The following is a 22,066-nucleotide window of genomic DNA, read 5'->3' on the forward strand; positions in this document are numbered from 1 at the left end:
AATATCTGTTTTATAAATAATTTTTTATCATTGGCACGCTGCCTGCTATATCCAGGGCAAGAAAAACAAATCCGGATGTCACCCGCTGCCAACAACAACAACAGGACAGCCAGGCGTGACAGGGCCCGACCCGCGAACAACAACAAGACCCCGGGCCCCTACGACTTCGGCGCTTGCCGACAACAAGAACAGCATCGGCACGGCGCGAGGCCTTCGGGCCCCAACAACAACAAGTTGCTCGAAGCACCGGAGCCATCAGGACGCGACGCACCCGGGTACGGCCGACCAACAATGACAATGGCCGTCGAGGTGCACTCTCGGCAACAACATCAACAAGCCGGGAGGAGGCATGCTTCCATGCCGTCGTGGTTGGACTATTGTTTTGAATACGAGACGGTCGCCGTCAGGAGCATCAACAAACACAACAACACCGCTTGCCTGAACACTCCTTGGTGACTGTGGTGCGTATTCAGGGCGATGCGCCATCACGAAGAAGAATCAGCAGCAGGGATGCTGCATCCTGCTTACAGGGGAGGCCAATGGCCTCCCCTTTCTGTTTCCTGGTCGCCCTCGGCACCGTGCCACGCTTTGCAAGGTGTCAGTGGTCGGCTACACTCAACGCTTTCCGCGTCCCGCGAGTCGATATCGCCGCATGATCAAAGGTTTTACCCGCTTTCTGCAGAGTCCGGGCGAGCGCATCAAGTCGCTATTCGGCCCTCAGGATGCGCCGGCCGGCAGCACCGGACCGCGCATCATTCCCCGCCAGGAACACCCTGTCTCGCGTCAGCACTTCAGCGACGCCGCCCTCAAGGTGCTCTACCGGCTTCACAATGCCGGCTTCCAAGCCTTCCTGGTGGGAGGGTGCATCCGCGATGCGCTGCTCGGCCACATGCCCAAGGACTTCGATGTCGCCACGGATGCCACGCCGGAGCAGGTCAAGGACCTATTCCGCAACTCGCGCATCATCGGCCGGCGCTTTCGCATCGTGCATGTCCGCTTCGGGCGCGAGGTGATCGAGGTCACCACCTTCCGCGGCAAGCCCAACGATGACCATGCCGACCATATCTCCCAGCAGTCGGACGATGGCCTGCTGCTGCGCGACAATGTCTGGGGCAACATCGAGGAAGACGCCCTGCGCCGCGACTTCACCGTCAATGCCCTCTACTACAACATCGCCGACTTCTCGATCCACGACTTCGCCGATGGCGTGCACGACATCGAGGCCCGCACCCTGCGCCTGATCGGCGACCCGGCCACCCGCTATCGCGAGGACCCGGTGAGGATGCTCAGGGCGGTGCGCTTCGCCGCCAAGCTCGATTTCCACCTCGACCCGGCCACCGAGGCCCCCATCCACGACGCCGCACCGCTGCTGTTGCAGATTCCCCCGGCGCGGCTGTTCGACGAGGTGCTCAAGCTATTCATGGCCGGCCAGGGCGTCGCCACCTTCCACCTGCTGCGCGACTACGGGCTCTTCGCGATGCTCTTCCCCGAGGCCGACGAGGCCATGGAGGAGCTGCCCTGGGCCGAGCGCCTGGTCGAGCTGGCACTGGAGAGCACCGACCGGCGCATCGCCGAGGACCGCCCGGTAACCCCGGCCTTCCTGTTCGCCGCCCTGCTCTGGGCACCCGTCCAGCAGCGCCAGGCGCTCCACGAGGCCGATGGCATGCCGCCCATCCCCGCGCTCCAGGCGGCCTCCCAGCAGGTAGTCTCGCGCCAGCTCCAGCATATCTCCATCCCCAAGCGCTTCAGCCTGCCGATGCGCGACATCTGGGACCTGCAGCAGCGGCTGCCGCTGCGCCGCGGCAAGCGCGTCTTCCAGACCCGCGAGCACCCGCGCTTCCGGGCCGCCTACGACTTCCTGCTGCTGCGCGAAGGCGCCGGCGAGATCACTCCCGGCCTGGGCGACTGGTGGACCGCCTTCCAGCAGGCCGACGAGCACGAGCAGCGCCGCCTGCTCGGCAAGGTCGGCGCCGACCCGGCCGGTAGCGGCCAGCCACGCAAGCGCCGCCGTCGGCGCCGGAAGCCGCGGGGCCCCGCGAGCGACACATGAGCCCGCCACGGCACTCTGCCTGGATCGGCCTGGGCAGCAACCTCGACGGCCCGCGCGGGCATGTCGAGCGCGCCCTGGGTGAGCTCGACCGCCTGCCCCTGACCCGTCGCATCGCTGCCTCGAGGCTCTATGCCAGCGTGCCGGTGGGGCCCGCCGACCAGCCCGACTACATCAATGCCGTGGCGCACCTGGAGACGCGGCTCTCGCCGCTCGCCCTGCTCGACCAGCTGCAGGCCCTCGAACAGCGCCACGGCCGCGTGCGCGGCCGGCGCTGGGGTCCCCGGACCCTGGACCTGGACCTGCTACTCTTCGATGAGCACCGGGTCACTCTGCCGCGGCTGACAGTGCCCCATCCGCAGATGCTCCAGCGCGCCTTCGTGCTGGTCCCGCTGGCCGAGCTGGCCCCGCGCCTGGTGCTCGAGGGGCAGCCCCTGGCGCGACTGGCCGCCGAGCTCGACACCGGGGGCCTGCAACCCGTGTTACCGCAAGGCTGAGGAACACCCCGAACTGTTACCTATCGACACTTCGGCACGATTCAGGTAACAATCTCGGGTTACACCGAGGCAGGCCCGCCAGAGGCCTCCCACGACCAGACGATGAGAGCACGCCATGAAAACCGTCACCCTGAGCACGCTGCAGGCCTTCAAGCGCGCCGGTGAGCCGTTCAGCTGCCTGACCGCCTACGACGCCTCCTTCGCCCGGGCGGCCGGGGAGGCTGGCATTGAGGTGCTGCTGGTGGGCGACTCCCTGGGCATGGTCCTGCAGGGCCATGCCAGCACCCTGCCGGTGACCCTCGACGAGATCTGCTACCACACCCGCTGCGTGGCCCGCGGCAGGGGCGCCAGCCTGCTGATGGTCGACCTGCCCTTCATGAGCAACTCGAGCACCGAGCGGCTGCTCCAGGATGCCGGCGAGCTGATGCGTGCCGGGGCCGAACTGGTCAAGGTCGAAGGCGAGGCCTGGATGGCCGACGGCATCCGCGAGCTGACCCGGCGTGGCGTGCCGGTCTGCGCCCACCTCGGCCTGACCCCCCAGTCGGTCTATCAGCTGGGTGGCTACAAGGTGCAGGGGCGCGAGGCCGAACAGGCGACCCGGATCCTCGAGGATGCCCGCACGCTGGTCGAGGCCGGCGCCTCGGTGATCCTGCTCGAGTGTGTGCCGGCAAGCCTGGGGCGGGCGGTGAGCGAGGCGCTGGCGGTGCCGGTGATCGGCATCGGCGCCGGTCCCGACACGGACGGCCAGATCCTGGTGATGCACGATGTGCTGGGGGTGACCCACGGCCGCACGCCGCGCTTCGTGAAGAACTTCATGGTTGATGCCAACGATATCCCGGGCGCCTTCCGCCGCTACCACGAGGACGTCAAGGCCCGCCGCTTCCCCGCCCAGGAGCACTGTTTCTAAGCCACGTTTCGAGGAGCTCGCCGCGATGCGTACCCTGCGAGAGATTGTGCCCCTGCGCGAGGCCCTGGACGAGTTCCGTCGTCGCGGCCAGCGCATCGCCCTGGTGCCGACCATGGGCAACCTGCACGATGGCCATCTGGCCCTGGTGGCGGAGGCGCGTCGCCGTGGCGACGTGGTGGTGGCGACCATCTTCGTCAATCCGCTGCAGTTCGGCGCCGGCGAGGACCTCGACGCCTACCCGCGTACCCTCGCCGAGGACCAGGCCAAGCTCGAGGAGGCGGGCTGCGACCTGCTGTTCGCCCCCGAGACGACGACCCTCTACCCACGCGGCCTCGCGGCCCAGACCCGGGTCTGCGTACCCGAGGTCAGCGAGGGGCTCTGCGGTGGCGACCGGCCCGGGCACTTCGACGGCGTCGCCACCGTCGTCACCATGCTCTTCAACCTGGTGCAGCCCGATGTGGCCTGCTTCGGCGAGAAGGACTATCAGCAGCTGGCGGTGATCCGGCGCCTGGTGGCCGACCTGCACCTCCCCGTGGAGGTCGTCGGCGTGCCCATCGTGCGCGCCGCGGACGGCCTGGCCCTCTCCTCGCGCAACGGCTACCTGGACGCCGCCCAGCGCGCCACGGCCCCGGCGCTCTACCGCACCCTGTGCGCGCTGCGCGATGCCCTGGAGGCCGGCGCCGACCCAGACGACACCCTGGCCGACGGTCTCGCCCGGCTGAGGGAGACCGGCTTCGCGCCGGACTACCTCGAGCTTCGCGACGCCGACCTGGGACCGGTGACGACCACCACTCGCGACGCCGTGCTGCTCGCCGCGGCGCGCCTGGGCCCGACCCGACTGATCGATAACCTGAGCCTGACCCTGCCACGCTGAGGGCGTGGCGTCGTCAAACAGAGGAACATACGCCCCATGCACACCATCATGCTCAAGGCCAAGCTGCACATGGCCCGTGTCACCCATGCCGTGCTCAACTACGAGGGCTCCTGCGCCATCGACGGAGCGCTGCTCGACATGTCCGGTATCCGCGAGAACGAGCAGATCCAGATCTACAACGTCGAGAACGGCCAGCGCTTCACCACCTACGCCATCCGCGCCGAAGAGGGCTCGAAGGTCATCTCGGTGAACGGTGCCGCAGCCCACCTGGCGAGCGAAGGCCAGCGGGTGATCATCTGCAGCTATGCCCACTACAGCGACGCCGAGCTGGAAAACCACCACCCGGCTCTGGTCTACCTGCAGGAAGGCAATGTCGTCAGCCACACCAGCAATGCCATCCCCGTCCAGCTGGCCTGACATCCACCTGCCACGGCACCCCGCGCCCGGGGTGCCGGTACCACCGCCCATCCTGACGCCTCCCCCGACTCTTCCCGCGCATTCGGCCATGGAAGCATTGCCGCGATGCACAAGCGTCCCCTATGCTGAGAGACCCGGCTCTGTCTGAGACGTCTTCGAGCTCAGGCTGTCCCCCAGACACGGCCGCAAGCCCGCTAGTCATTCTTCAGGAGTATCTCCCATGCAAGACGTGGTGATTGTCGCCGCTCGCCGCACCGCCGTCGGCACCTTCGGTGGCTCCCTGGCCGGCATTTCTGCCAGCGACCTGGGTGCACATGTCATCAAGGACATCCTGTCCAGCACCGGCGTTGCCGGGGACCAGGTCGACGAGGTACTGCTCGGCCAGGTGCTCACCGCCGGGGTCGGCCAGAACCCCGCCCGCCAGGCGTCCATCAAGGCCGGCCTGCCGGATGCCGTGCCCGCCATGACCATCAACAAGGTCTGCGGCTCCGGCCTCAAGGCGCTGCACCTGGGTGCCCAGGCCATCATGCTCGGCGATGCCGAGGTGATCATCGCCGGCGGCCAGGAGAACATGTCTGCCTCGCCCCACGTGCTGCCCAACTCCCGTACCGGCCAGCGCATGGGCGACTGGAAGGCCGTGGACACCATGGTCCACGATGGCCTGTGGGACGCCTTCAACAACTACCACATGGGCATCACGGCCGAGAACCTGGCCGAGAAGTACGGCATCACCCGCGAGGAGATGGATGAGTTCGCCGCCGGCTCCCAGCAGAAGGCCGCCGCCGCCATCAAGGAAGGCAAGTTCAAGGGGCAGATCGTCCCGGTGGAAATCCCCCAGCGCAAGGGCGACCCGGTGGTCTTCGACACCGATGAAGGCCCGCGCGATGTGACTGCCGACAAGCTCGGCGGCATGCGTCCGGCCTTCAAGAAGGACGGCACCGTCACTGCCGGCAACGCCTCCTCCATCAACGACGGTGCCGCCGTGGTAATGCTCTGCTCCGCCGACAAGGCCAAGGCGCTGGGCCTGGAGCCGCTGGCCCGCATCAAGGCCTACAGCAATGCCGGCGTCGACCCCTCCATCATGGGCATCGGCCCGGCACCGGCCACCCGCCGCTGCCTGGAGAAGGCCGGCTGGAGCCTGGACGACCTCGACCTGGTCGAGGCCAACGAGGCCTTCGCTGCCCAGGCCCTCTCGGTCAACAAGGAGCTGGGCTGGGATGTCAGCAAGGTCAACGTCAACGGCGGCGCCATCGCCATCGGCCACCCGATCGGCGCCTCCGGCTGTCGCATCCTGGTGACCCTGGTCCACGAGATGATCGCCCGGGACGCCAAGAAGGGTCTCGCCACGCTATGCATCGGCGGTGGGCAAGGCGTCGCACTCGCAATCGAGCGCTAAAAGCGCCGAGCGCCGAGCGCCGAGCGCCGAGCGCCGAGCGAACAGCATGCCCCGGGAGCAATATCCCGGGGCATGTTTTTTATGTCCGCCAAAAAGCAAACCGCCGCCAGGGCTGAACCCTGGCGGCGGTTTTTCTTGAAGCTCGGCGCTCGGCGCTTGGCGCTTTCCGCTGTGCTTAGAGCTGGGGTTCAGCGGCCGCTTCGGCCTCGAACGCCGCCTTCTCTTCCGGGGTGATCTCCTTGATGGTGAGCTTCACCCGGTTGCGGTTGTCGATGTCGAGCACCTTGACGATGGGCTCGTCACCCTCGTTGAGGAAGTCGCGGACGTCGTTGACCCGCTCCGGCACGATCTGGGAGATATGCACCAGGCCGTCGGTGCCCGGCATGATGTTGATGAAGGCGCCGAAGTCGGCGATACGCACCACCTTGCCACGATAGAGCTTGCCGATCTCGGGCTCGGCGGTGATCGCCAGCACGGTGTCGATGGCCGCCTTGGCCGCCGACTTGTCCTCGGCATAGATGCGCACGGTGCCGTCGTCGTCCAGGTCGATGGAGGCGCCGGTATCCTCGCAGATCTTGCGGATGGTAGCGCCGCCCTTGCCGATGACGTCGCGGATCTTCTCCGGGTCGATCTTGATGGTCGCCATGGAGGGGGCGTTCTCGGAGACCTCGGCACGGCTTTGGGCGATCACCGTGTTCATCTGCTCGAGGATCTGCTGGCGGGCCTCATAGGCCTGCTGCAGGGCCACCTCCATGATCTCCTCGTTGATCCCCTCGATCTTGATGTCCATCTGCAGGGCGGTGACGCCCTCGGCGCTGCCGGCCACCTTGAAGTCCATGTCGCCGAGGTGGTCCTCGTCACCCAGGATGTCGGTGAGCACGGCGAAGCCATCCTCGTCCTTGACCAGGCCCATGGCGATGCCCGCCACCGGGGCCTTCATCGGCACGCCGGCATCCATCAGCGCCAGCGACGAGCCGCACACCGAGGCCATGGAGCTGGAGCCGTTGGATTCGGTGATCTCGGAGACCACACGAATGGTATAGGGGAACTCCGCCTCGTCGGGCAGCATCGCTTGCACGCCGCGCCGCGCCAGACGGCCGTGACCGATCTCGCGGCGCTTGGGGCCGCCCATGAAGCCCGCCTCGCCCACACAGTAGGGGGGGAAGTTGTAGTGCAGCAGGAAGCGGTCCTTGCGCTCCCCCTCCAGCGACTCGATCAGCTGGGAATCACGCAGGGTGCCCAGCGTTGCCACCACGATCGCCTGGGTCTCGCCGCGGGTGAAGATCGCCGAGCCATGGGTCTTGGGCAGGCTGCCGACCTCGATGGAGAGTGGACGCACGGTCTTGTGGTCGCGGCCATCGATACGCGGCTCGCCCTTGACCACGCGTGCCCGCACCACGCGCTTCTCCAGGCCGGCAAAGGCACCCTTGACCTCGTCGGCGTCGTACTTGCCTTCTTCCTCGCCGGCGAACTGCTCGACCGCCTGCTCCTTGAGAGCGGCAAGGGCATCCTGGCGGGCCATCTTGTCGGTGATGCGATAGGCCTCGCCGACCTTCTTCTCGAAGGCATCGGCCATGGCGCCCTTGAGCGCGACGTTATCGGCGGGCGGCTGCCACTCCCACTTCGGCTTGCCGGCCTCGGCGGTCAGCTCGTTGATGGCCTGGATGGCCACCTGCATCTCCTGGTGGGCATAGAGCACGGCGCCGAGCATCTCGTCCTCGAGCAGCTCGTTGGCCTCGGACTCCACCATCAGCACGGCCTTCTCGGTGCCGGCGACCACCATGTTGAGCTCGGAGCCGGCCAGCTCCTCGACGGTGGGGTTGAGGAAGTAGCCGTTGTCCTCGGTGAAGCCCACGCGTGCGCCGCCGATGGGGCCGTTGAAGGGCACACCGGAGATGGCCAGGGCGGCGGAAGTACCGAGCATCGCGGCGATATCCGGGTCATGGTTGCGGTCGGTGGATAGCACCGAGCAGACCACCTGCACCTCGTTCATGAAGCCCTTGGGAAAGAGCGGACGGATCGGGCGATCGATCAGCCGTGAGGTGAGGGTCTCCTTCTCGGTGGGACGCCCCTCGCGCTTGAAGAAGCCGCCGGGAATCTTGCCGACCGCGTAGGTCTTCTCCTGATAGAAGACCCCCAGCGGGAAGAAGGGCTGGGCAGGATTGGCCTCCTTCTTGGCCACCACGGTGCACAGCACCACGGTGTCGTCCATGGTAACCATCACGGCACCGGTGGCCTGGCGGGCGATGCGCCCGGTTTCCAGGGTGACGGTACTGCGACCGTACTGAAACGTTTTCTTGACCGGATTCACGGCGACTTCCTTCAACTTTTCTGTGTTTGGTTCGTTTTGACTCGGCGACCATTTTAGGGGTTGACGCCCGCTGCGGCCACCGGTTAGCGACATTTCCGGCTCTGCATTACCGGGGCTGATCCGGCGACAGGCCCCGAAGTGTCGGACTTCCCCTCCGACCTGCCACCGGTGCCCCTGACATTGGCGCCAAAAAACAAAACGGGCAGCCCCGTAGGGCTACCCGTTTCGTATGACCTGAAGAAAAGGAGGATTTCGCGTTACGAGCGATGAGAGGCTGGTTGCCACCGGAGCGCAGGAACCGGAGTGTAGCCTGCTACATGAGGATTCCGAGCACCGCCGGCGGCCAGGATATCGAGCGCAGTAGCGAAATACCCTTTTCTTAGCGACGCAGGCCCAGGCGCTGAATCAGCGACTGATAGCGCTCGAAATCCTTGCGCTTCAGGTAGTCCAGCAGTTTGCGGCGCTGGTTGACCATGCGGATCAGGCCACGACGGGAGTGGTGATCCTGCTTGTTGGTCTTGAAGTGGTCCTGCAGGCCATCGATGTTGGCGCTCAGCAGGGCCACCTGCACTTCGGGGGAACCGGTGTCGTTCTCGCCACGACCGTACTCGTTGACGATTGCGGACTTCTGCTCGGCTGTCAGTGCCATCTGTCTCTCCAGTAAGCAATATGCCTGAATGATGAGTGTGTGAGACCACGCATATTTGCAGTCTCGGGCGTCTCTCCCTTCAATCGGCTGCGGTGCTCAGCAGCCGTTTCGGCGCCACCTCCTGTGGCCCCGCCACCACGCCGAGGCCCAGGAAGGCCCCGTCGCAGTAGAGTCTTGCCGTCTCCCCCCCGGCCAGCTCGCCGGGCTCGACCCGGGCCGCCTGGCCATGGGCCAGCCGGCTGGCCGCCGCGGCATCGACCCCGATCCGCGGCAGGTGGTCGACCAGCACGTCGACGGGCAGCAGCACCGCCTCGCGCTCGGCCTGGCCGGGCAGGGCCTCCAGCGCGTCGAGGGTCAGCATGCCCTCGCTCGTGAAGGGGCCCGTCTCCAGGCGGCGCAGCGCGCTGATGTGCGCGCCGCAGCCCAGGACCTGGCCGATGTCCTCGGCCAGGGTACGGATGTAGGTCCCCTTGCTGACGCGCACCTCGAGCTCGAAGGCGGCGTCGGCAAGGGAAAGAAGGCGCGCATCATACACCCTCACGCGCCTGGCTGCACGCTCGATCGACTTGCCCTCGCGGGCCAGCTCGTAGAGCTTGCGCCCCTGGTGCTTGAGCGCCGAGTACATCGGCGGCACCTGGTCGATCTCGCCGCGAAAGCGCGCGAGCACGCCCTCGACGTCGGCCTCGGTCAGCCGGGGCACCGCGCGGCGCTCGACCACCTCGCCCTCGGCATCACCGGTATCGGTGATCGCGCCGAGCTCCACCCGGGTGCGGTAGACCTTGTCGGCCTCCAGCAGGTGGGCAGAGAACTTGGTCGCCTCGCCGAAGCACACCGGCAGCAGGCCGGTGGCCATGGGATCCAGGGTTCCCGTGTGGCCGGCCTTCTGGGCCTGGAACAGGCGCCGGGCCCGCTGCAGCGCATGGTTGCTGGACAGGCCCGCGGGCTTGTCCAGCAGCAGCACGCCGTTCACCGGCAACCCGCGACGCCGCCGTGCCATCAGTCGCGCTCGTCCCTGTCTGCCGATCCACCTGCCGAACCGTCGACCGGGTCGCGGTCATCATCCGCCGCCTCGTCGTGCTGGGCCTGGTCGCTGGCGACGGCCTCGTCGATCAGCGAGGAGAGCCGCTGGCCACGCACCACGCTCTCGTCGTAGTGGAAGCGCAGCTCCGGCACATGGCGCAGCTTGATGCGGCGAGCGATCCGGCTGCGGAGGAAACCGGCGGCCCGCTTGAGCACCGCCAGGTTCTCCTTGATGTGCTCCGGGGTCTGCTCGCCCAGCAGGGTCACGTGGACGTCGGCATAGCCGAGGTCGCGGCTGACCTCGACGCCGCTGACCGTGACCATGCCCAGCCGCGGATCCTTGACCTCGCGCTGGATGAGCACCGCCAGCTCCTTCTGGAGCTGGTCGGCCACCCGGTCGGTACGCTTGAACTCGCGCATGTACGACTCCTCGAGCCCTTAGAGGGTCCGCTCGACCTTGACCTGATCGAAGACCTCGATCTTGTCGCCGACCTGGACATCGTTGTAGTTCTTCACGCCGATGCCGCACTCCATGCCGTTGCGCACTTCCTGGACATCGTCCTTGAAGCGGCGCAGCGACTCGAGCTCGCCCTCGTAGATCACCACGTTGTCGCGCAGCACGCGGATCTTCTTGTGACGATGGACGGTTCCCTCGACCACCATGCAGCCGGCCACGGCACCGATCTTGGGTGCGCGGAAGACGTCGCGGACCTCGGCCACGCCGACGATCTCTTCCTTCCACTCCGGCGCCAGCATGCCGCTCATCGCCTGCTTGACCTCGTCGATCAGCTGGTAGATGACGCTGTAGTAGCGCAGGTCCAGGCCTTCCCGCTCGATGATCTCGCGGGCCGCGGCATCGGCACGCACGTTGAAGCCGACCACGATGGCGTCACTGGCCAGCGCCAGGTTGGCATCGGTACCGGTGATGCCGCCCACGCCGGAGGAGACCACTGCCACTTCCACCTCGTCGGTGGAGAGCTCTTCCAGGGCGCCCTTGATCGCTTCCAGGGAACCCTGGACGTCGGCCTTGAGCACGATGTTGAGCTTGGCGGCCACCTCCTGGCCCATCTGGCTGAACATGTTCTCCAGCTTGGCCTTCTGCTGGCGCGCCAGGCGCACCTCGCGGTACTTGCCCTGGCGGAAGTTGGCGACCTCGCGGGCCTTCTTCTCGTCGGCCAGCACCATGAAGTCGTCGCCTGCCTCGGGGGTGCCGTCCAGGCCCTGGATCTCCACCGGGGTGGAGGGACCGGCCTCGTCGACCTGCTTGCCCAGCTCGTTGGTCAGCGCGCGAACACGGCCGTAGTGCAGGCCGGCCAGCACGATGTCGCCCTTCTTCAGGGTACCGTTCTGGACCAGCACCGTGGCCACCGGGCCGCGCCCCTTGTCCAGGCGGGACTCGACCACCACGCCCTTGCCGGGCGCCTCGGGAACCGCCTTGAGCTCGAGCACCTCGGAGACCAGCTGGATGGCTTCCAGCAGCTCCTCGATGCCTTCCCCGGTATGCGCGGAGACGTAAACGAACTGGGTGTCGCCGCCCCACTCCTCGGAGATCACGCCGTGCTGGGAGAGCTCGTTCTTGATCCGGTCCAGGTCGATGCCGGGCTTGTCAATCTTGTTGACCGCGACCACCATCGGCACCTCGGCCGCGCGAGAGTGCTCGATCGCCTCGATGGTCTGGGGCATGACCCCGTCGTCGGCGGCCACCACCAGCACGACCACGTCGGTGGCCTTGGCACCGCGGGCACGCATGGCGGTGAACGCCGCGTGGCCCGGGGTATCCAGGAAGGTCACGCCACCGTGGTCGTCCTCGACGTGGTAGGCACCGATATGCTGGGTGATGCCGCCGGCTTCGCCGGTGGCCACCTTGGCCTTGCGGATGTAGTCGAGCAGCGAGGTCTTGCCGTGGTCGACGTGGCCCATCACGGTGACCACCGGCGAGCGGGTGATCTCCTCGCCCTCGTAGGAGATGCCCTCGAGGACCTCGGTCTCCAGCGCATCGTCCTTGACCAGCTTGGGCTTGTGGCCCATCTCCTCGACCACGATGGCCGCGGTGTCCTGGTCGATGGTCTGGTTGATGGTCACCGCGGCGCCCATGTTGAACATGGCCTTGATGACCTCGTTCGCCTTGATCGACATCTTGTCGGCCAGGTCGGCGACGCTGATCGACTCGGGGATGGAGACCTCGCGGACGATCGGCTGGGTCGGCTTCTGAAAGCCGTGCTTGCCGCCACCGCCCTGGCTGCCGCCGCCGCGGCGGCCACCACGACGCTCGGCGCGCTTGGCCTTCTTGCCGCCACGGCGACGCTCCTCGCGGTCACCGCGATCGTCCTCGTCACGCTCGCCACGCCCCTTCTTGCCGGCGCCGGCCTTGGTGGTCGCCTTCTTGACCGCGGCGCGGCGCGACTCGGGGCGACCCTCCTTGGGCGGAGCCGGAGGCTCCTCCGCGGGCGGGGCGGTCTCGAGCTCCGGCACCGGAATCTCGGGCTCAACCGCGGCCTTCTCGGCCTCGAGCTTGGCCGCGGCCTCGCGGGCGGACTCCTCGGCGGCACGCGCCTTGGCTTCCTCGGCCTCGCGGGCATCCTGGGCGGCCTGGGCCTGCTGGGAATCGGCCATGTCGCCGACCAGCTGGCGCGGCCCGGCGTCTTCCGTCGGCTCCGGCTTGGTCTCTTCCTCGGCACGCTTGACGTAGGTGCGCTTCTTGCGCACCTGCACCTCGATGCTCTTGCCACGCTCGCCGGTCTTGATGCGGCTGCGCGTCTTGCGCGTCAGGGTGATGCGGTTCTTCGCCCCCGCGCCACTGCCGCCGTGGCTCTTGGTGAGATAGTCGAGCAGCTGACGCTTGTCCTCCTCGGACACGGCATCGCCCTCGGACTTCTGACCGAGCCCGGCTTCCTTCATCTGCTCCAGCAGACGGGGCACGTCGCGCCCCACCTTCGCTGCAAAATCCTTAACGGTCATTTCTGACATTACGACCCTCCTCAGCCCGTGACCCGTTTACTGTTCATTCTCGAACCATGGCGCACGGGCAGTCATGATCAGTGCCGCGGCGCGCTCCTCGTCTATTCCCTCGATGTCCAGCAGGTCATCGACGGACTGCTCGGCCAGGTCCTCCATGGTGACAATGCCCCGGCTGGCCAGGATGAAGGCCAGGTGGCGCTCCATCCCGTCCATCTCCAGCAGGTCGTCGGCCGGCTGGGCGCCATCGAGCTCCTCCTCGGAGGCGATGGCCAGGTTCAGCAGTTCGTCCTTGGCCCGAGCGCGCAGCTCCTCGATGGTCTCCTCGTCGAACTCCTCGATCTCGAGCATCTCCTCGACCGGCACGTAGGCGACTTCCTCCAGGGAGGTGAAGCCCTCCTCCACCAGCAGGCGCGCCACGTCCTCATCGATCTCCAGGTGCTGGATGAAATGCTCGACCAGGCTGTCGATCTCCTGGTCGCGCTTGTCCTCGGCCTCCTCCTCGGTCATGACGTTGAGACGCCATCCGGTGAGCTCGGAGGCCAGGCGCACGTTCTGGCCACTGCGGCCGATGGCCTGGGCCAGGTTGTCCTCGGCGACGGCCACGTCCATGGCATGGGCCTCCTCGTCGACGAGGATCGAGGCGACATCCGCCGGTGCCATGGCGTTGATCACCAGCTGGGCGGGGTTGTCGTCCCACAGCACGATGTCCACGCGCTCGTTCTGAAGCTCCGAGGAGACGGCCTGCACCCTAGAGCCGCGCATGCCCACGCAGGCCCCCACCGGGTCGATGCGCCGGTCGTTGGTCTTGACCGCGATCTTGGCCCGCGAGCCCGGGTCGCGTGCCGCGCCCTTGATCTCGATGAGCTGCTCGGCGATCTCCGGCACCTCGATGCTGAACAGCTCGATGATCAGCTCCGGGCAGGTGCGCGAGAGGATCAGCTGGGCGCCACGCGCCTCAGGGTCGACCTTGACCAGCAGCGCGCGGACCCGTTCGTTCATGCGGTAGCGCTCGCCGGGGATCATCTCGCTGCGCGGCAGGAAGGCCTCGGCATTCTCGCCGAGATCGATGATCAGGCCGTCGCGTGTCGTCTTCTTGACGATGCCCGCGACCAGCTCGCCTTCGCGCTCGGCATACTGGCGCACCACCTCGGCCCGCTCGGCCTCGCGCACCTTCTGCACGATGACCTGCTTGGCGGTCTGGGCGGCGATGCGGCCGAAGGAGGCATTCTCGATGCGCTCCTCGACCACGTCGCCCAGCCCCAGGGGCGGGTCACGGCGCTCGGCGAAGGAGAGCTTGATCTGGGCATCGGGCCCGTCGAAGTCATCGTCCTCGACCACCTCCCAGCGACGAAACGTCTCGTAGTCGCCGGTCTCGCGGTCGATGTGCACGCGCACGCTGGCTTCCTCGTCCTCGAAGCGCTTGCGCGATGCACTGGCCAGGGCCGCCTCGACTGCCTCGAAGATCACCTCGCGGGGGACCCCCTTCTCGTTGGAGATCGCGTCGACGACCGCCAGAATTTCTTTACTCATGCCTTAGCCTCGCCAGTGAACCTGTCCTTATGCACCGAGCCCATCATGTGAACTGCGGGACGACCCGCGCCTGATCGATGCCCTCGATGGGAAAGCAATATTCCTCGCCGTCGATCTGCAACAACACCTCGTCGCTCTCGACCCCGGCCAGCAGCCCCTGGAACTTGCGCCGCCCGTCGAAGGGCAGGCGCAGCTTCACGGCCACCACATGACCGGCATAGCGCTCGAACTGATCGAGGGTGAACAGCGGCCGGTCCATGCCCGGCGAGGAGACTTCCAGCCGATACTCGCCGGGCACCGGGTCCTCGACATCGAGCACCGCACTGACCTGGCGGCTGACGTCGGCGCAATCGTCCACGCTCACGCCATCCTGGTGATCGATGTAGATCACCAGGCGGGAATGTTTGCCCTGGGACAGATGATCGATGCCCCATAGCTCGAATCCCATGGCGGAGACCACCGGTTCGATCAGCGCATGCAGCGCAGCATCCTTGATTGCCACGGAAGAAAGCTCCTACAGCCGTTGCATCAGGCACCTGGCCGGGAGTGAAGAGAAGAGTCAGGTGGCTGATTGGCGTTGCCCGGAGCAGCGCCGCCGTCTCCGGCTGGCAAGCTGCTAACAAAAAGCCCCTTCACAGGAAGGGGCTTTCACAAGAAACCTGTATACCACTTCGGCTCTCTGGCATGCCCCTCGAACCGCTGCATGCCTGCCAGGAAGATGGTAGCGGGGACCGGATTTGAACCGATGACCTTCGGGTTATGAGCCCGACGAGCTACCAGACTGCTCCACCCCGCATCAATCTAGGCCGGTGATTGTAAGCCCACATGACGATCTCGTCAAGCGGCAACACCGCATACTGCCAATCCTGCTTCGAAGTCCCGACGGTTGTGTCGATCACTTCGCATATGGTGCCGAAGGCGGGACTTGAACCCGCACGGCCATAAGGCCACTACCCCCTCAAGATAGCGTGTCTACCAATTCCACCACTTCGGCATCGGGGAGGCTGGATGACGACCTCAGTCGCCGCTTTCCTCCAGCGCTGGCGCCGTATTATCCACATCGCGGTCGGCATCGTCAAGTGTCGGCACGCTGTTCTGCTGCTCGATCAGCTCGGCATCGGGAATGCCGGCCTCGGGCGCCTCGCCCGCCTGGGAGGCGAAGTAGGCCAGGGTCAGGGAGGTGGCGAAGAAGGCCACCGCCAGCAGCCCGGTGAACTTCGCCAGGAAGCTGCCGCTGCCCCGCGAGCCGAACACTGTCTGGGAGGCACCGCCACCGAAGGCGGCACCGGCTTCGGCGCCCTTGCCCTGCTGCAGCAGGATCAGGACGACCAGGGCGATGGCGATCGCCACATGGGTCATGAGAATGGCAACTTGCATGGATTCAACCTGCTGACTGACAAATGGCTAGGAAATCGTCGACCTTGAGCGAGGCACCGCCCACCAGGCCGCCGTCGATATCGGGCTGGGCGAGCAGCTCGGCGGCATTATCCGCCTTCATGCTGCCGCCGTACAGCAGACGCATGCCGCCGGCCAGGCCGGCGCCGTAGCGCGCCAGGCAGTCGCGGATGGCCGCGTGCACCGCCTGGGCCTGCTCGGGACTCGCCGTGCGGCCGGTGCCGATGGCCCAGACGGGCTCATAGGCGACCACCAGGCGAGCGCGCTCAGCCTCGTCGAGGGCGCCGAATACCGCCTCGATCTGGCCCAGCACCACCGCCTCGGTGCGCTCGGCCTCGCGCTCCTCGAGCGTCTCGCCGACGCACAGCACCGGGGTGAGCTGTTCGGCCAGCGCCGCCTTGACGCGCGCCAGCACCGCGGCATCATCCTCCGCGAACAGGGTGCGGCGTTCCGAGTGGCCGACCAGCACCAGCCGGGCCCCGCACTCGCGCAGCATCGCCGCGCTGACTTCCCCGGTGAAGGCCCCCGAGGGACGGTCGCTGAGCGTCTGGGCGCCGACCGTCACCGACGTCTCGCCGAGTGCCCGGCCCGCCGCCTCCAGGAAGGGGAAGGGCACCATCAGCGACACCTCGACGTTCACGGGCAGGGAGACGTCGGCGAAGGCCCGGCCGAACTCCTCGACCAGGGCCAGGGAGCCGTTCATCTTCCAGTTGCCGGCGATCAGCGGCATGCGCATGGGGGTTCCTCTTTCAAGGTGGTGCGAAATGGTATAGGAGGGGCCCCGTCAAGACAACCGACCCCGGGGCGCCTGCCCCCCGATCAGCCGAGCAGCCCCTCGACGTCATCGGCCAGGCGACGCGCCAGGGCGTCGACGTCCAGGTGGGGACGCCCCTCGACCATCACGCGGATCAGCGGCTCGGTGCCCGAGGCCCGCAGCAGCACGCGCCCCTGGTCGCCCAGCTCCGTCTCCAGGCTACCTACCGCCTGCTTGAGCGAGGCCTGCTCGAGCAGCGCCTTGGCATCGCTGCCCGGCGTCAGGCGCACGTTGACCAGCGCCTGGGGCGCCTTCTGCAGACCGGCCAGCAGGCTACCCAGCGACTGCTGCTCGCGGACCATGATCGCCAGCACCTGCAGCGCCGAGACGATGCCGTCGCCGGTGGTCTGCACATGCCCGCAGACGATATGGCCGGAGGACTCGCCGCCCAGCTGCCAGCCGTTGGTCGCCAGCCGCTCCATGACGTAGCGGTCGCCCACCTTGGCGCGCTCGAAGGGAATCTCGAGCTCATCCATGGCCGCCGCCAGGCCGAAGTTGGACATCAGGGTACCCACCACGCCACCGCCCAGCTCGCCCCGGGCATGGCGATCCCTGGCGATCAGGTAGAGGATGTCGTCGCCGTCGATCTCGCGGCCTTCGGCATCTACCAGCAGCACCCGGTCGCCGTCGCCGTCGAAGGCCACGCCGAGGTCGGCCCCCTGCTGGATCACTGCCGCCCGCAACGCGGCGGGGTGGGTCGAGCCCACCTCCTGGTTGATGTTCAGGCCGTCCGGGTTGGCGCCGATCAGGCTGACCTGGGCGCCCAATTCGCGGAACACACTGGGAGCGATGTGGTAGGTGGCGCCATGAGCGCAGTCGATGACCATCTTCAGCCCGTGCAGGCTGACCCGGTTGGGGATGGTCGACTTGCAGAACTCGATATAGCGACCGGGAGCATCATCGACCCGCATCGCCTTGCCCAGGCGATCCGGCGCCACGGTGGTCAGCGCCTGCTCGAGCATGGCTTCGATGCTCGCCTCGACCTCGTCGGCCAGCTTGGTGCCGGCGGCGGAGAAGAACTTGATGCCGTTGTCCTGGAAGGGATTATGCGAGGCCGAGATGACGATGCCCGCGTCGGCGCGGAAGGTGCGCGTCAGGTAGGCGATCGCCGGGGTCGGCATGGGCCCCAGCAGCATCACGTCGACACCGGCGGCGGAGAGCCCCGCCTCCAGCGCCGACTCGAACATGTAGCCGGAGATCCGCGTGTCCTTGCCGATCATCACCCGGGCGCGCCCCTTGTCCCGGGTCAGCACCCGGCCGGTGGCCCAGCCCAGCTTGAGCATGAAGTCGGCCGTGATGGGGGGCTCCCCCACGGTGCCGCGGATGCCATCGGTGCCGAAATAGCGTCTAGTCATGCGTACTGCCTTCCTCGAGTACGGCCCAGGTCATGTTCACCGCATCCACGTGGGGCCCCACGTCGTGGACGCGCAGGATGCGGGCGCCACGCTCCACCGCCAAGGCGGAGAGCGCCAGGCCACCGGCGAGGCGCTCCTCCACCGGCCGCCCCAGCACCTTGCCGATCATGCTCTTGCGCGACATGCCCACCAGCAGCGGCAGCCCCAGCGCCTCCAGGCGATCCATGTGCCGGAGCAGCCGCAGGTTGTGCTCCACCGTCTTGGCGAAGCCGAAGCCCGGGTCGAGCAGCATGCGCTCGCGCCGCAGCCCGGCCGCCTCGCAGGCCGCCACACGCTCCGCCAGGAAGGCGGCCACGGCCTCCTCCACCGGCGCATCGTAGCGCGGGTCGTCCTGCATGTCGCCGGGCTCGCCGAGCATGTGCATCAGGCAGACCGGCAGCCCGCTGGCGACCGCCGCCGACAACGCCCCCTCGCGGCGCAGGTTGCGCACATCGTTGATCATGCCGGCACCGGCCTGGGCCGTCGCCTGCATCACCTCGGGGGTGCTGGTATCCACCGAGACCAGGGCATCGAACTCGCGCACCAGGGCCTCCACCACCGGCACCACCCGGTCCAGCTCCTGCTGGACCGAGACCGGCTCGGCACCGGGACGCGTGGACTCGCCGCCCACGTCGATGATCGCGGCCCCCTCGGCCAGCATCCGTTCGGCATGGCGCAGGGCGTCATCCGGCACCGCATGGCGGCCGCCGTCGGAGAAGGAGTCGGGGGTGACGTTGAGGATCCCCATGATGCGGGGAAAGGAGAGGTCGAGCCGGTGCCGGCCACACGGCAGATGCGTCGCTGTTCGGGTATCCATCATCTTCCTGTCGGTCGAACGGCAAAGGCGCCCCGCGGGGCGCCTGTGGTTGCTTGGCGGACGGCCTCAGCTGCCGGCCGGGCCACCCAGCGGGTCGGAGGGCCGACGCGAGGGTGTCTCATCGTCCTCGGCATCGTCGCTCGACTCCGGGGCGGCCTCGGCGCGCGGCTCGCCGCCCGAGGGCGCGCCGCCGCTCGGGTCGTCCCAGCCCTCGGGGGGGCGTGGATCACGCCCGTCCATGATGTCCTTGAGCTGATGGGAGTCGATGGTCTCGTACTTCATCAGCGCTTCGGCCATGGCGTCGAGCTTGCCGCGGTTCTCCTCGAGGATCTTCTTGGCCTGCTCGTAGCAACCGTCGATGATCTTGCGCACCTCCTTGTCCAGCTTGGAGGTGGTCTCGCCGGACTTGAGCTTGCCGCCCTGGCCGGGTCCGCCGAGGAACTGGTGGGACTCGTCTTCGTCGTACATGATCGGGCCCATCTCCTCGGAGAGACCCCACTTGGCGACCATGTTGTGCGCCAGCTCGGTGGCCCGCTTGATGTCGTTGGAGGCACCGGTGGTGACGCCGTTCGGCCCCAGCGTCATCTCTTCGGCGATGCGGCCGCCGAACAGCGAGCAGATCTGGCTGATGATCTGCTGGCGGGAGAGGCTATAGCGGTCCTCCTCCGGCAGGAACATGGTCACGCCCAGGGCCCGGCCGCGGGGAATGATGGTCACCTTGTAGACCGGGTCGTGCTCCGGCATCACCAGGCCGATGATGGCGTGGCCCGACTCGTGGTAGGCGGTATTGAGCTTCTCCTTGTCGGTCATGACCATGGACTTGCGCTCGGCGCCCATCATGATCTTGTCCTTGGCCATGTCGAGCTCTTCCATGCCCACCAGGCGCTTGTTGCGCCGTGCGGCGAACAGCGCGCCCTCGTTGACCAGGTTGGCCAGGTCGGCGCCGGAGAAGCCGGGCGTGCCACGGGCGATCAGCGACGGCTTGACGTCGTCGGCCAGCGGCACCTTGCGCAGGTGCACGTTGAGGATGTGCTCGCGGCCGCGGATGTCCGGCAGCGGCACCACCACCTGGCGGTCGAAGCGGCCCGGGCGCAGCAGCGCCGGGTCGAGCACGTCGGGACGGTTGGTGGCGGCGATGACGATGACGCCCTCGTTGGCCTCGAAGCCGTCCATCTCGACCAGCAGCTGGTTCAGCGTCTGCTCGCGCTCGTCGTTGCCACCGCCCATCCCGGCGCCGCGCGAGCGGCCCACGGCGTCGATCTCGTCGATGAAGATGATGCAGGGCGCCTGCTTCTTGGCCTGCTCGAACATGTCACGCACGCGGGAGGCGCCCACGCCGACGAACATCTCGACGAAGTCAGACCCCGAGATCGAGAAGAACGGCACCTTGGCCTCGCCGGCGATGGACTTGGCGAGCAGCGTCTTGCCGGTACCCGGCGGGCCCACCATCAGCACGCCGCGGGGAATGGTGCCGCCCAGGCGCTGGAACTTGGTCGGGTCGCGCAGGAAGTCGACCAGCTCCTCGACCTCCTCCTTGGCCTCGTCGCAGCCGGCGACGTCGGCGAAGGTGGTCTTGATCTGGTCCTGGGAAAGCAGCTTGGCCTTGGACTTGCCGAAGCTCATCGGGCCGCCCTTGCCGGCGCCACCGCCCTGCATCTGACGCATGAAGAACATGAAGATCGCAAGGATCAGCAGGATCGGGAAGCTGGCGATCAGCAGGCGCATCCACAGGCTCTGCTGCTCGGGCTCCTTGCCCACCACGGTCACGTTGTTGGCGAGCAGGTCGTCCATCAGCTTGGGATCCTCCGCCGCCGGGCGGATGGTCCGGAACTGGGAACCGTCCGCACGCTCACCGGTGATGGTGTAGCCATCGATGGTCACGTTGCGGATCTGCTCGTTCTGCACCTGCTGGACGAACTGGGAGTAGTTCATCGCCTGCGGTGAGCTGTCGACGCTGAAGTTATTGAACACCGTCAGCAGCACTGCCGCGATGACCAACCACAGAATCAGGTTCTTCGCCATGTCGTTCAAGGGACTACCCTCATTGCAAGAATCTGTCGGCCGAAAATGCCTGGTCCTTCGACACTACATGAGCGGCACATGTTCAACCAGCCCAGGACCGGAGCGGGAAACTGCCGTCACTGTGACACAGTCGCGGCGCCCTGTCCGGCAATCGGCCCGTTAGGCGCGGCCTATCGTGGCCGCGCCTCCTGTGCGGCGAGAGCGTGCCTCAGCCGCGAAACCCTTCTGCCAGCAGGTAGACCTCGCGGGAGCGTGCCCGGGAAGCCTCCGGCTTGCGGGTCACCACCCGCGTGAAGCTGCCGCGCAGCTCCTTGAGAAACGCATCGAATCCCTCGCCCTGGAACACCTTGGCCAGGAAGGTACCGCCGGGGGAGAGCGTCTGGCGCGCCAGGTCCAGCGCCAGCTCGACGAGGTACATCGCCTGGGGCTGGTCGATGGCCGCCATCCCGCTCATATTGGGGGCCATGTCGGACATCACAAGGTCCACCGGCCGGTCGCCGAGGGTGGCGAGAATCGCCTCAAGCACACTCTCCTCGGTGAAATCGCCCTGGATGAAGTCGACATCCGCCAGGGCATCCATCTCGAGGATGTCGGAGGCGATTACCACCCCCTCGGAGCCGACCTTCTCGGCGGCCACCTGGCTCCAGCCGCCGGGCGCGGCGCCCAGGTCGATCACCGTCATCCCGTGGCGCAGCAGGCGGTCTTTCTCGTCCAGCGCCAGCAGCTTGTAGCTGGCGCGGCTGCGATAGCCGTCCTGCCAGCTCTGCTGCACGAAGCGGTCGTCGAAGTGCTCCTTCAGCCAGCCCTTGCTGGTCTTGCTGGCCGGCGCCTTGCCGGCAGCGGCCTTGGAGCGGGAAGCGTTGGAACGTGCCACGGCATCACCTGTGAATGACCATGAATGACAGGCAGTCGAGCGGATTCCGGGAAGACCTTAAGGAGGTGCGACGGGGTGCTGACCTGTGGGCCCGGCCGGAGGAACCATGCGGGGACGCGGTGGCGAGCTTTCGCCGCGCGGCGT

General features: G+C 67.1%; 19 protein-coding genes and 2 tRNA genes. 6 read left to right on the forward strand and 15 right to left on the reverse strand.

Annotated features, from left to right (window positions below):
- Positions 1 to 652 precede the first annotated feature (652 nt).
- The 6 genes from pcnB (at position 653) to M8009_RS13435 (ending at position 6,138) form a co-directional block, all read left to right on the forward strand.
- Positions 653 to 2,050, forward strand: a complete 1,398-nt coding sequence (pcnB, locus tag M8009_RS13410; RefSeq protein WP_250061994.1) for a polynucleotide adenylyltransferase PcnB — start codon at positions 653 to 655, stop codon at positions 2,048 to 2,050.
- Positions 2,047 to 2,544, forward strand: coding sequence for a 2-amino-4-hydroxy-6-hydroxymethyldihydropteridine diphosphokinase (gene folK, locus M8009_RS13415; protein WP_250061996.1), 498 nt, complete (start codon positions 2,047 to 2,049; stop codon positions 2,542 to 2,544). Before pcnB ends, folK begins: the two co-directional genes overlap by 4 nt.
- A 115-nt stretch (positions 2,545 to 2,659) precedes the next feature.
- Positions 2,660 to 3,451 (forward strand): 3-methyl-2-oxobutanoate hydroxymethyltransferase, encoded by a 792-nt coding sequence (panB, locus tag M8009_RS13420; RefSeq protein ID WP_250061998.1) that lies wholly within the window; start codon positions 2,660 to 2,662, stop codon positions 3,449 to 3,451.
- A gap of 25 nt (positions 3,452 to 3,476) precedes the next feature.
- The gene (panC, locus tag M8009_RS13425) at positions 3,477 to 4,325 is read left to right on the forward strand and encodes a pantoate--beta-alanine ligase (RefSeq protein ID WP_250062000.1); all 849 of its coding nucleotides are present in this window, start codon (positions 3,477 to 3,479) and stop codon (positions 4,323 to 4,325) included.
- A 36-nt stretch (positions 4,326 to 4,361) separates the two neighbouring features.
- Positions 4,362 to 4,742 carry an aspartate 1-decarboxylase gene (gene panD / locus M8009_RS13430; RefSeq protein WP_250062003.1) on the forward strand — a complete coding sequence of 127 codons (381 nt, stop codon included), beginning with the start codon at positions 4,362 to 4,364 and terminating at the stop codon, positions 4,740 to 4,742.
- Between the two features lie 220 nt (positions 4,743 to 4,962).
- Positions 4,963 to 6,138, forward strand: a complete 1,176-nt coding sequence (locus M8009_RS13435) for an acetyl-CoA C-acetyltransferase (RefSeq protein ID WP_250062005.1) — start codon at positions 4,963 to 4,965, stop codon at positions 6,136 to 6,138.
- A 175-nt stretch (positions 6,139 to 6,313) separates the two neighbouring features.
- On the opposite strand, the gene pnp is transcribed toward M8009_RS13435, so the two are convergent.
- The 15 genes from pnp to rlmE form a co-directional block, all read right to left on the reverse strand.
- The gene (gene pnp / locus M8009_RS13440; RefSeq protein ID WP_250062007.1) at positions 6,314 to 8,449 is read right to left on the reverse strand and encodes a polyribonucleotide nucleotidyltransferase; all 2,136 of its coding nucleotides are present in this window, start codon (positions 8,447 to 8,449) and stop codon (positions 6,314 to 6,316) included.
- Between the two features lie 379 nt (positions 8,450 to 8,828).
- Positions 8,829 to 9,098 (reverse strand): 30S ribosomal protein S15, encoded by a 270-nt coding sequence (gene rpsO / locus M8009_RS13445; protein WP_250062010.1) that lies wholly within the window; start codon positions 9,096 to 9,098, stop codon positions 8,829 to 8,831.
- 79 nt (positions 9,099 to 9,177) lie between these two features.
- A complete protein-coding gene (gene truB / locus M8009_RS13450; protein WP_250062011.1) occupies positions 9,178 to 10,095 on the reverse strand; it encodes a tRNA pseudouridine(55) synthase TruB in 918 nt (305 codons plus the stop codon).
- Complete coding sequence (gene rbfA / locus M8009_RS13455) at positions 10,095 to 10,538, reverse strand: 30S ribosome-binding factor RbfA (protein WP_250062013.1); 444 nt, start codon at positions 10,536 to 10,538, stop codon at positions 10,095 to 10,097. Before rbfA ends, truB begins: the two co-directional genes overlap by 1 nt.
- Before the next feature lie 18 nt (positions 10,539 to 10,556).
- Positions 10,557 to 13,085 carry a translation initiation factor IF-2 gene (gene infB / locus M8009_RS13460; RefSeq protein WP_250062015.1) on the reverse strand — a complete coding sequence of 843 codons (2,529 nt, stop codon included), beginning with the start codon at positions 13,083 to 13,085 and terminating at the stop codon, positions 10,557 to 10,559.
- 27 nt (positions 13,086 to 13,112) lie between these two features.
- Complete coding sequence (gene nusA / locus M8009_RS13465; RefSeq protein ID WP_250062024.1) at positions 13,113 to 14,606, reverse strand: transcription termination factor NusA; 1,494 nt, start codon at positions 14,604 to 14,606, stop codon at positions 13,113 to 13,115.
- 43 nt (positions 14,607 to 14,649) lie between these two features.
- Positions 14,650 to 15,108 (reverse strand): ribosome maturation factor RimP, encoded by a 459-nt coding sequence (gene rimP / locus M8009_RS13470; RefSeq protein ID WP_250062026.1) that lies wholly within the window; start codon positions 15,106 to 15,108, stop codon positions 14,650 to 14,652.
- A gap of 217 nt (positions 15,109 to 15,325) precedes the next feature.
- Positions 15,326 to 15,402 (reverse strand) — tRNA-Met (locus tag M8009_RS13475).
- Between the two features lie 111 nt (positions 15,403 to 15,513).
- A tRNA-Leu gene (locus M8009_RS13480) sits at positions 15,514 to 15,600 on the reverse strand.
- 23 nt (positions 15,601 to 15,623) lie between these two features.
- The gene (gene secG / locus M8009_RS13485) at positions 15,624 to 15,983 is read right to left on the reverse strand and encodes a preprotein translocase subunit SecG (RefSeq protein ID WP_250062028.1); all 360 of its coding nucleotides are present in this window, start codon (positions 15,981 to 15,983) and stop codon (positions 15,624 to 15,626) included.
- A gap of 4 nt (positions 15,984 to 15,987) precedes the next feature.
- A complete protein-coding gene (gene tpiA / locus M8009_RS13490; RefSeq protein ID WP_250062030.1) occupies positions 15,988 to 16,737 on the reverse strand; it encodes a triose-phosphate isomerase in 750 nt (249 codons plus the stop codon).
- 83 nt (positions 16,738 to 16,820) lie between these two features.
- The gene (glmM, locus tag M8009_RS13495) at positions 16,821 to 18,170 is read right to left on the reverse strand and encodes a phosphoglucosamine mutase (protein ID WP_250062032.1); all 1,350 of its coding nucleotides are present in this window, start codon (positions 18,168 to 18,170) and stop codon (positions 16,821 to 16,823) included.
- Positions 18,163 to 19,029 carry a dihydropteroate synthase gene (gene folP / locus M8009_RS13500; RefSeq protein WP_488592967.1) on the reverse strand — a complete coding sequence of 289 codons (867 nt, stop codon included), beginning with the start codon at positions 19,027 to 19,029 and terminating at the stop codon, positions 18,163 to 18,165. The genes glmM and folP overlap by 8 nt, the downstream gene beginning before the upstream one ends.
- Positions 19,030 to 19,092: 63 nt before the next feature.
- Complete coding sequence (gene ftsH, locus M8009_RS13505; protein ID WP_250062034.1) at positions 19,093 to 21,057, reverse strand: ATP-dependent zinc metalloprotease FtsH; 1,965 nt, start codon at positions 21,055 to 21,057, stop codon at positions 19,093 to 19,095.
- A 199-nt stretch (positions 21,058 to 21,256) separates the two neighbouring features.
- Positions 21,257 to 21,922: a 23S rRNA (uridine(2552)-2'-O)-methyltransferase RlmE gene (rlmE, locus tag M8009_RS13510; protein ID WP_250062036.1), complete on the reverse strand. Its 666-nt coding sequence runs from the start codon at positions 21,920 to 21,922 to the stop codon at positions 21,257 to 21,259.
- Positions 21,923 to 22,066: the final 144 nt, after the last annotated feature.

It is taken from the genome of Halomonas gemina (assembly GCF_023554995.1).
GTDB lineage: Bacteria > Pseudomonadota > Gammaproteobacteria > Pseudomonadales > Halomonadaceae > Halomonas > Halomonas gemina.

What these genes read in the sequence shown, in the direction of transcription:
- pcnB (WP_250061994.1), top strand. Translation starts at nt 653, where the DNA reads ATGATCAAAGGTTTTACCCGCTTTCTGCAGAGTCCGGGCGAGCGCATC.
- folK (WP_250061996.1), top strand. Translation starts at nt 2,047, where the DNA reads ATGAGCCCGCCACGGCACTCTGCCTGGATCGGCCTGGGCAGCAACCTC.
- panB (WP_250061998.1), top strand. Translation starts at nt 2,660, where the DNA reads ATGAAAACCGTCACCCTGAGCACGCTGCAGGCCTTCAAGCGCGCCGGT.
- panC (WP_250062000.1), top strand. Translation starts at nt 3,477, where the DNA reads ATGCGTACCCTGCGAGAGATTGTGCCCCTGCGCGAGGCCCTGGACGAG.
- panD (WP_250062003.1), top strand. Translation starts at nt 4,362, where the DNA reads ATGCACACCATCATGCTCAAGGCCAAGCTGCACATGGCCCGTGTCACC.
- M8009_RS13435 (WP_250062005.1), top strand. Translation starts at nt 4,963, where the DNA reads ATGCAAGACGTGGTGATTGTCGCCGCTCGCCGCACCGCCGTCGGCACC.
- rpsO (WP_250062010.1), bottom strand. Translation starts at nt 9,098, where the DNA reads ATGGCACTGACAGCCGAGCAGAAGTCCGCAATCGTCAACGAGTACGGT.
- truB (WP_250062011.1), bottom strand. Translation starts at nt 10,095, where the DNA reads ATGGCACGGCGGCGTCGCGGGTTGCCGGTGAACGGCGTGCTGCTGCTG.
- rbfA (WP_250062013.1), bottom strand. Translation starts at nt 10,538, where the DNA reads ATGCGCGAGTTCAAGCGTACCGACCGGGTGGCCGACCAGCTCCAGAAG.
- infB (WP_250062015.1), bottom strand. Translation starts at nt 13,085, where the DNA reads ATGTCAGAAATGACCGTTAAGGATTTTGCAGCGAAGGTGGGGCGCGAC.
- nusA (WP_250062024.1), bottom strand. Translation starts at nt 14,606, where the DNA reads ATGAGTAAAGAAATTCTGGCGGTCGTCGACGCGATCTCCAACGAGAAG.
- secG (WP_250062028.1), bottom strand. Translation starts at nt 15,983, where the DNA reads ATGCAAGTTGCCATTCTCATGACCCATGTGGCGATCGCCATCGCCCTG.
- tpiA (WP_250062030.1), bottom strand. Translation starts at nt 16,737, where the DNA reads ATGCGCATGCCGCTGATCGCCGGCAACTGGAAGATGAACGGCTCCCTG.
- glmM (WP_250062032.1), bottom strand. Translation starts at nt 18,170, where the DNA reads ATGACTAGACGCTATTTCGGCACCGATGGCATCCGCGGCACCGTGGGG.
- folP (WP_488592967.1), bottom strand. Translation starts at nt 19,029, where the DNA reads ATGATGGATACCCGAACAGCGACGCATCTGCCGTGTGGCCGGCACCGG.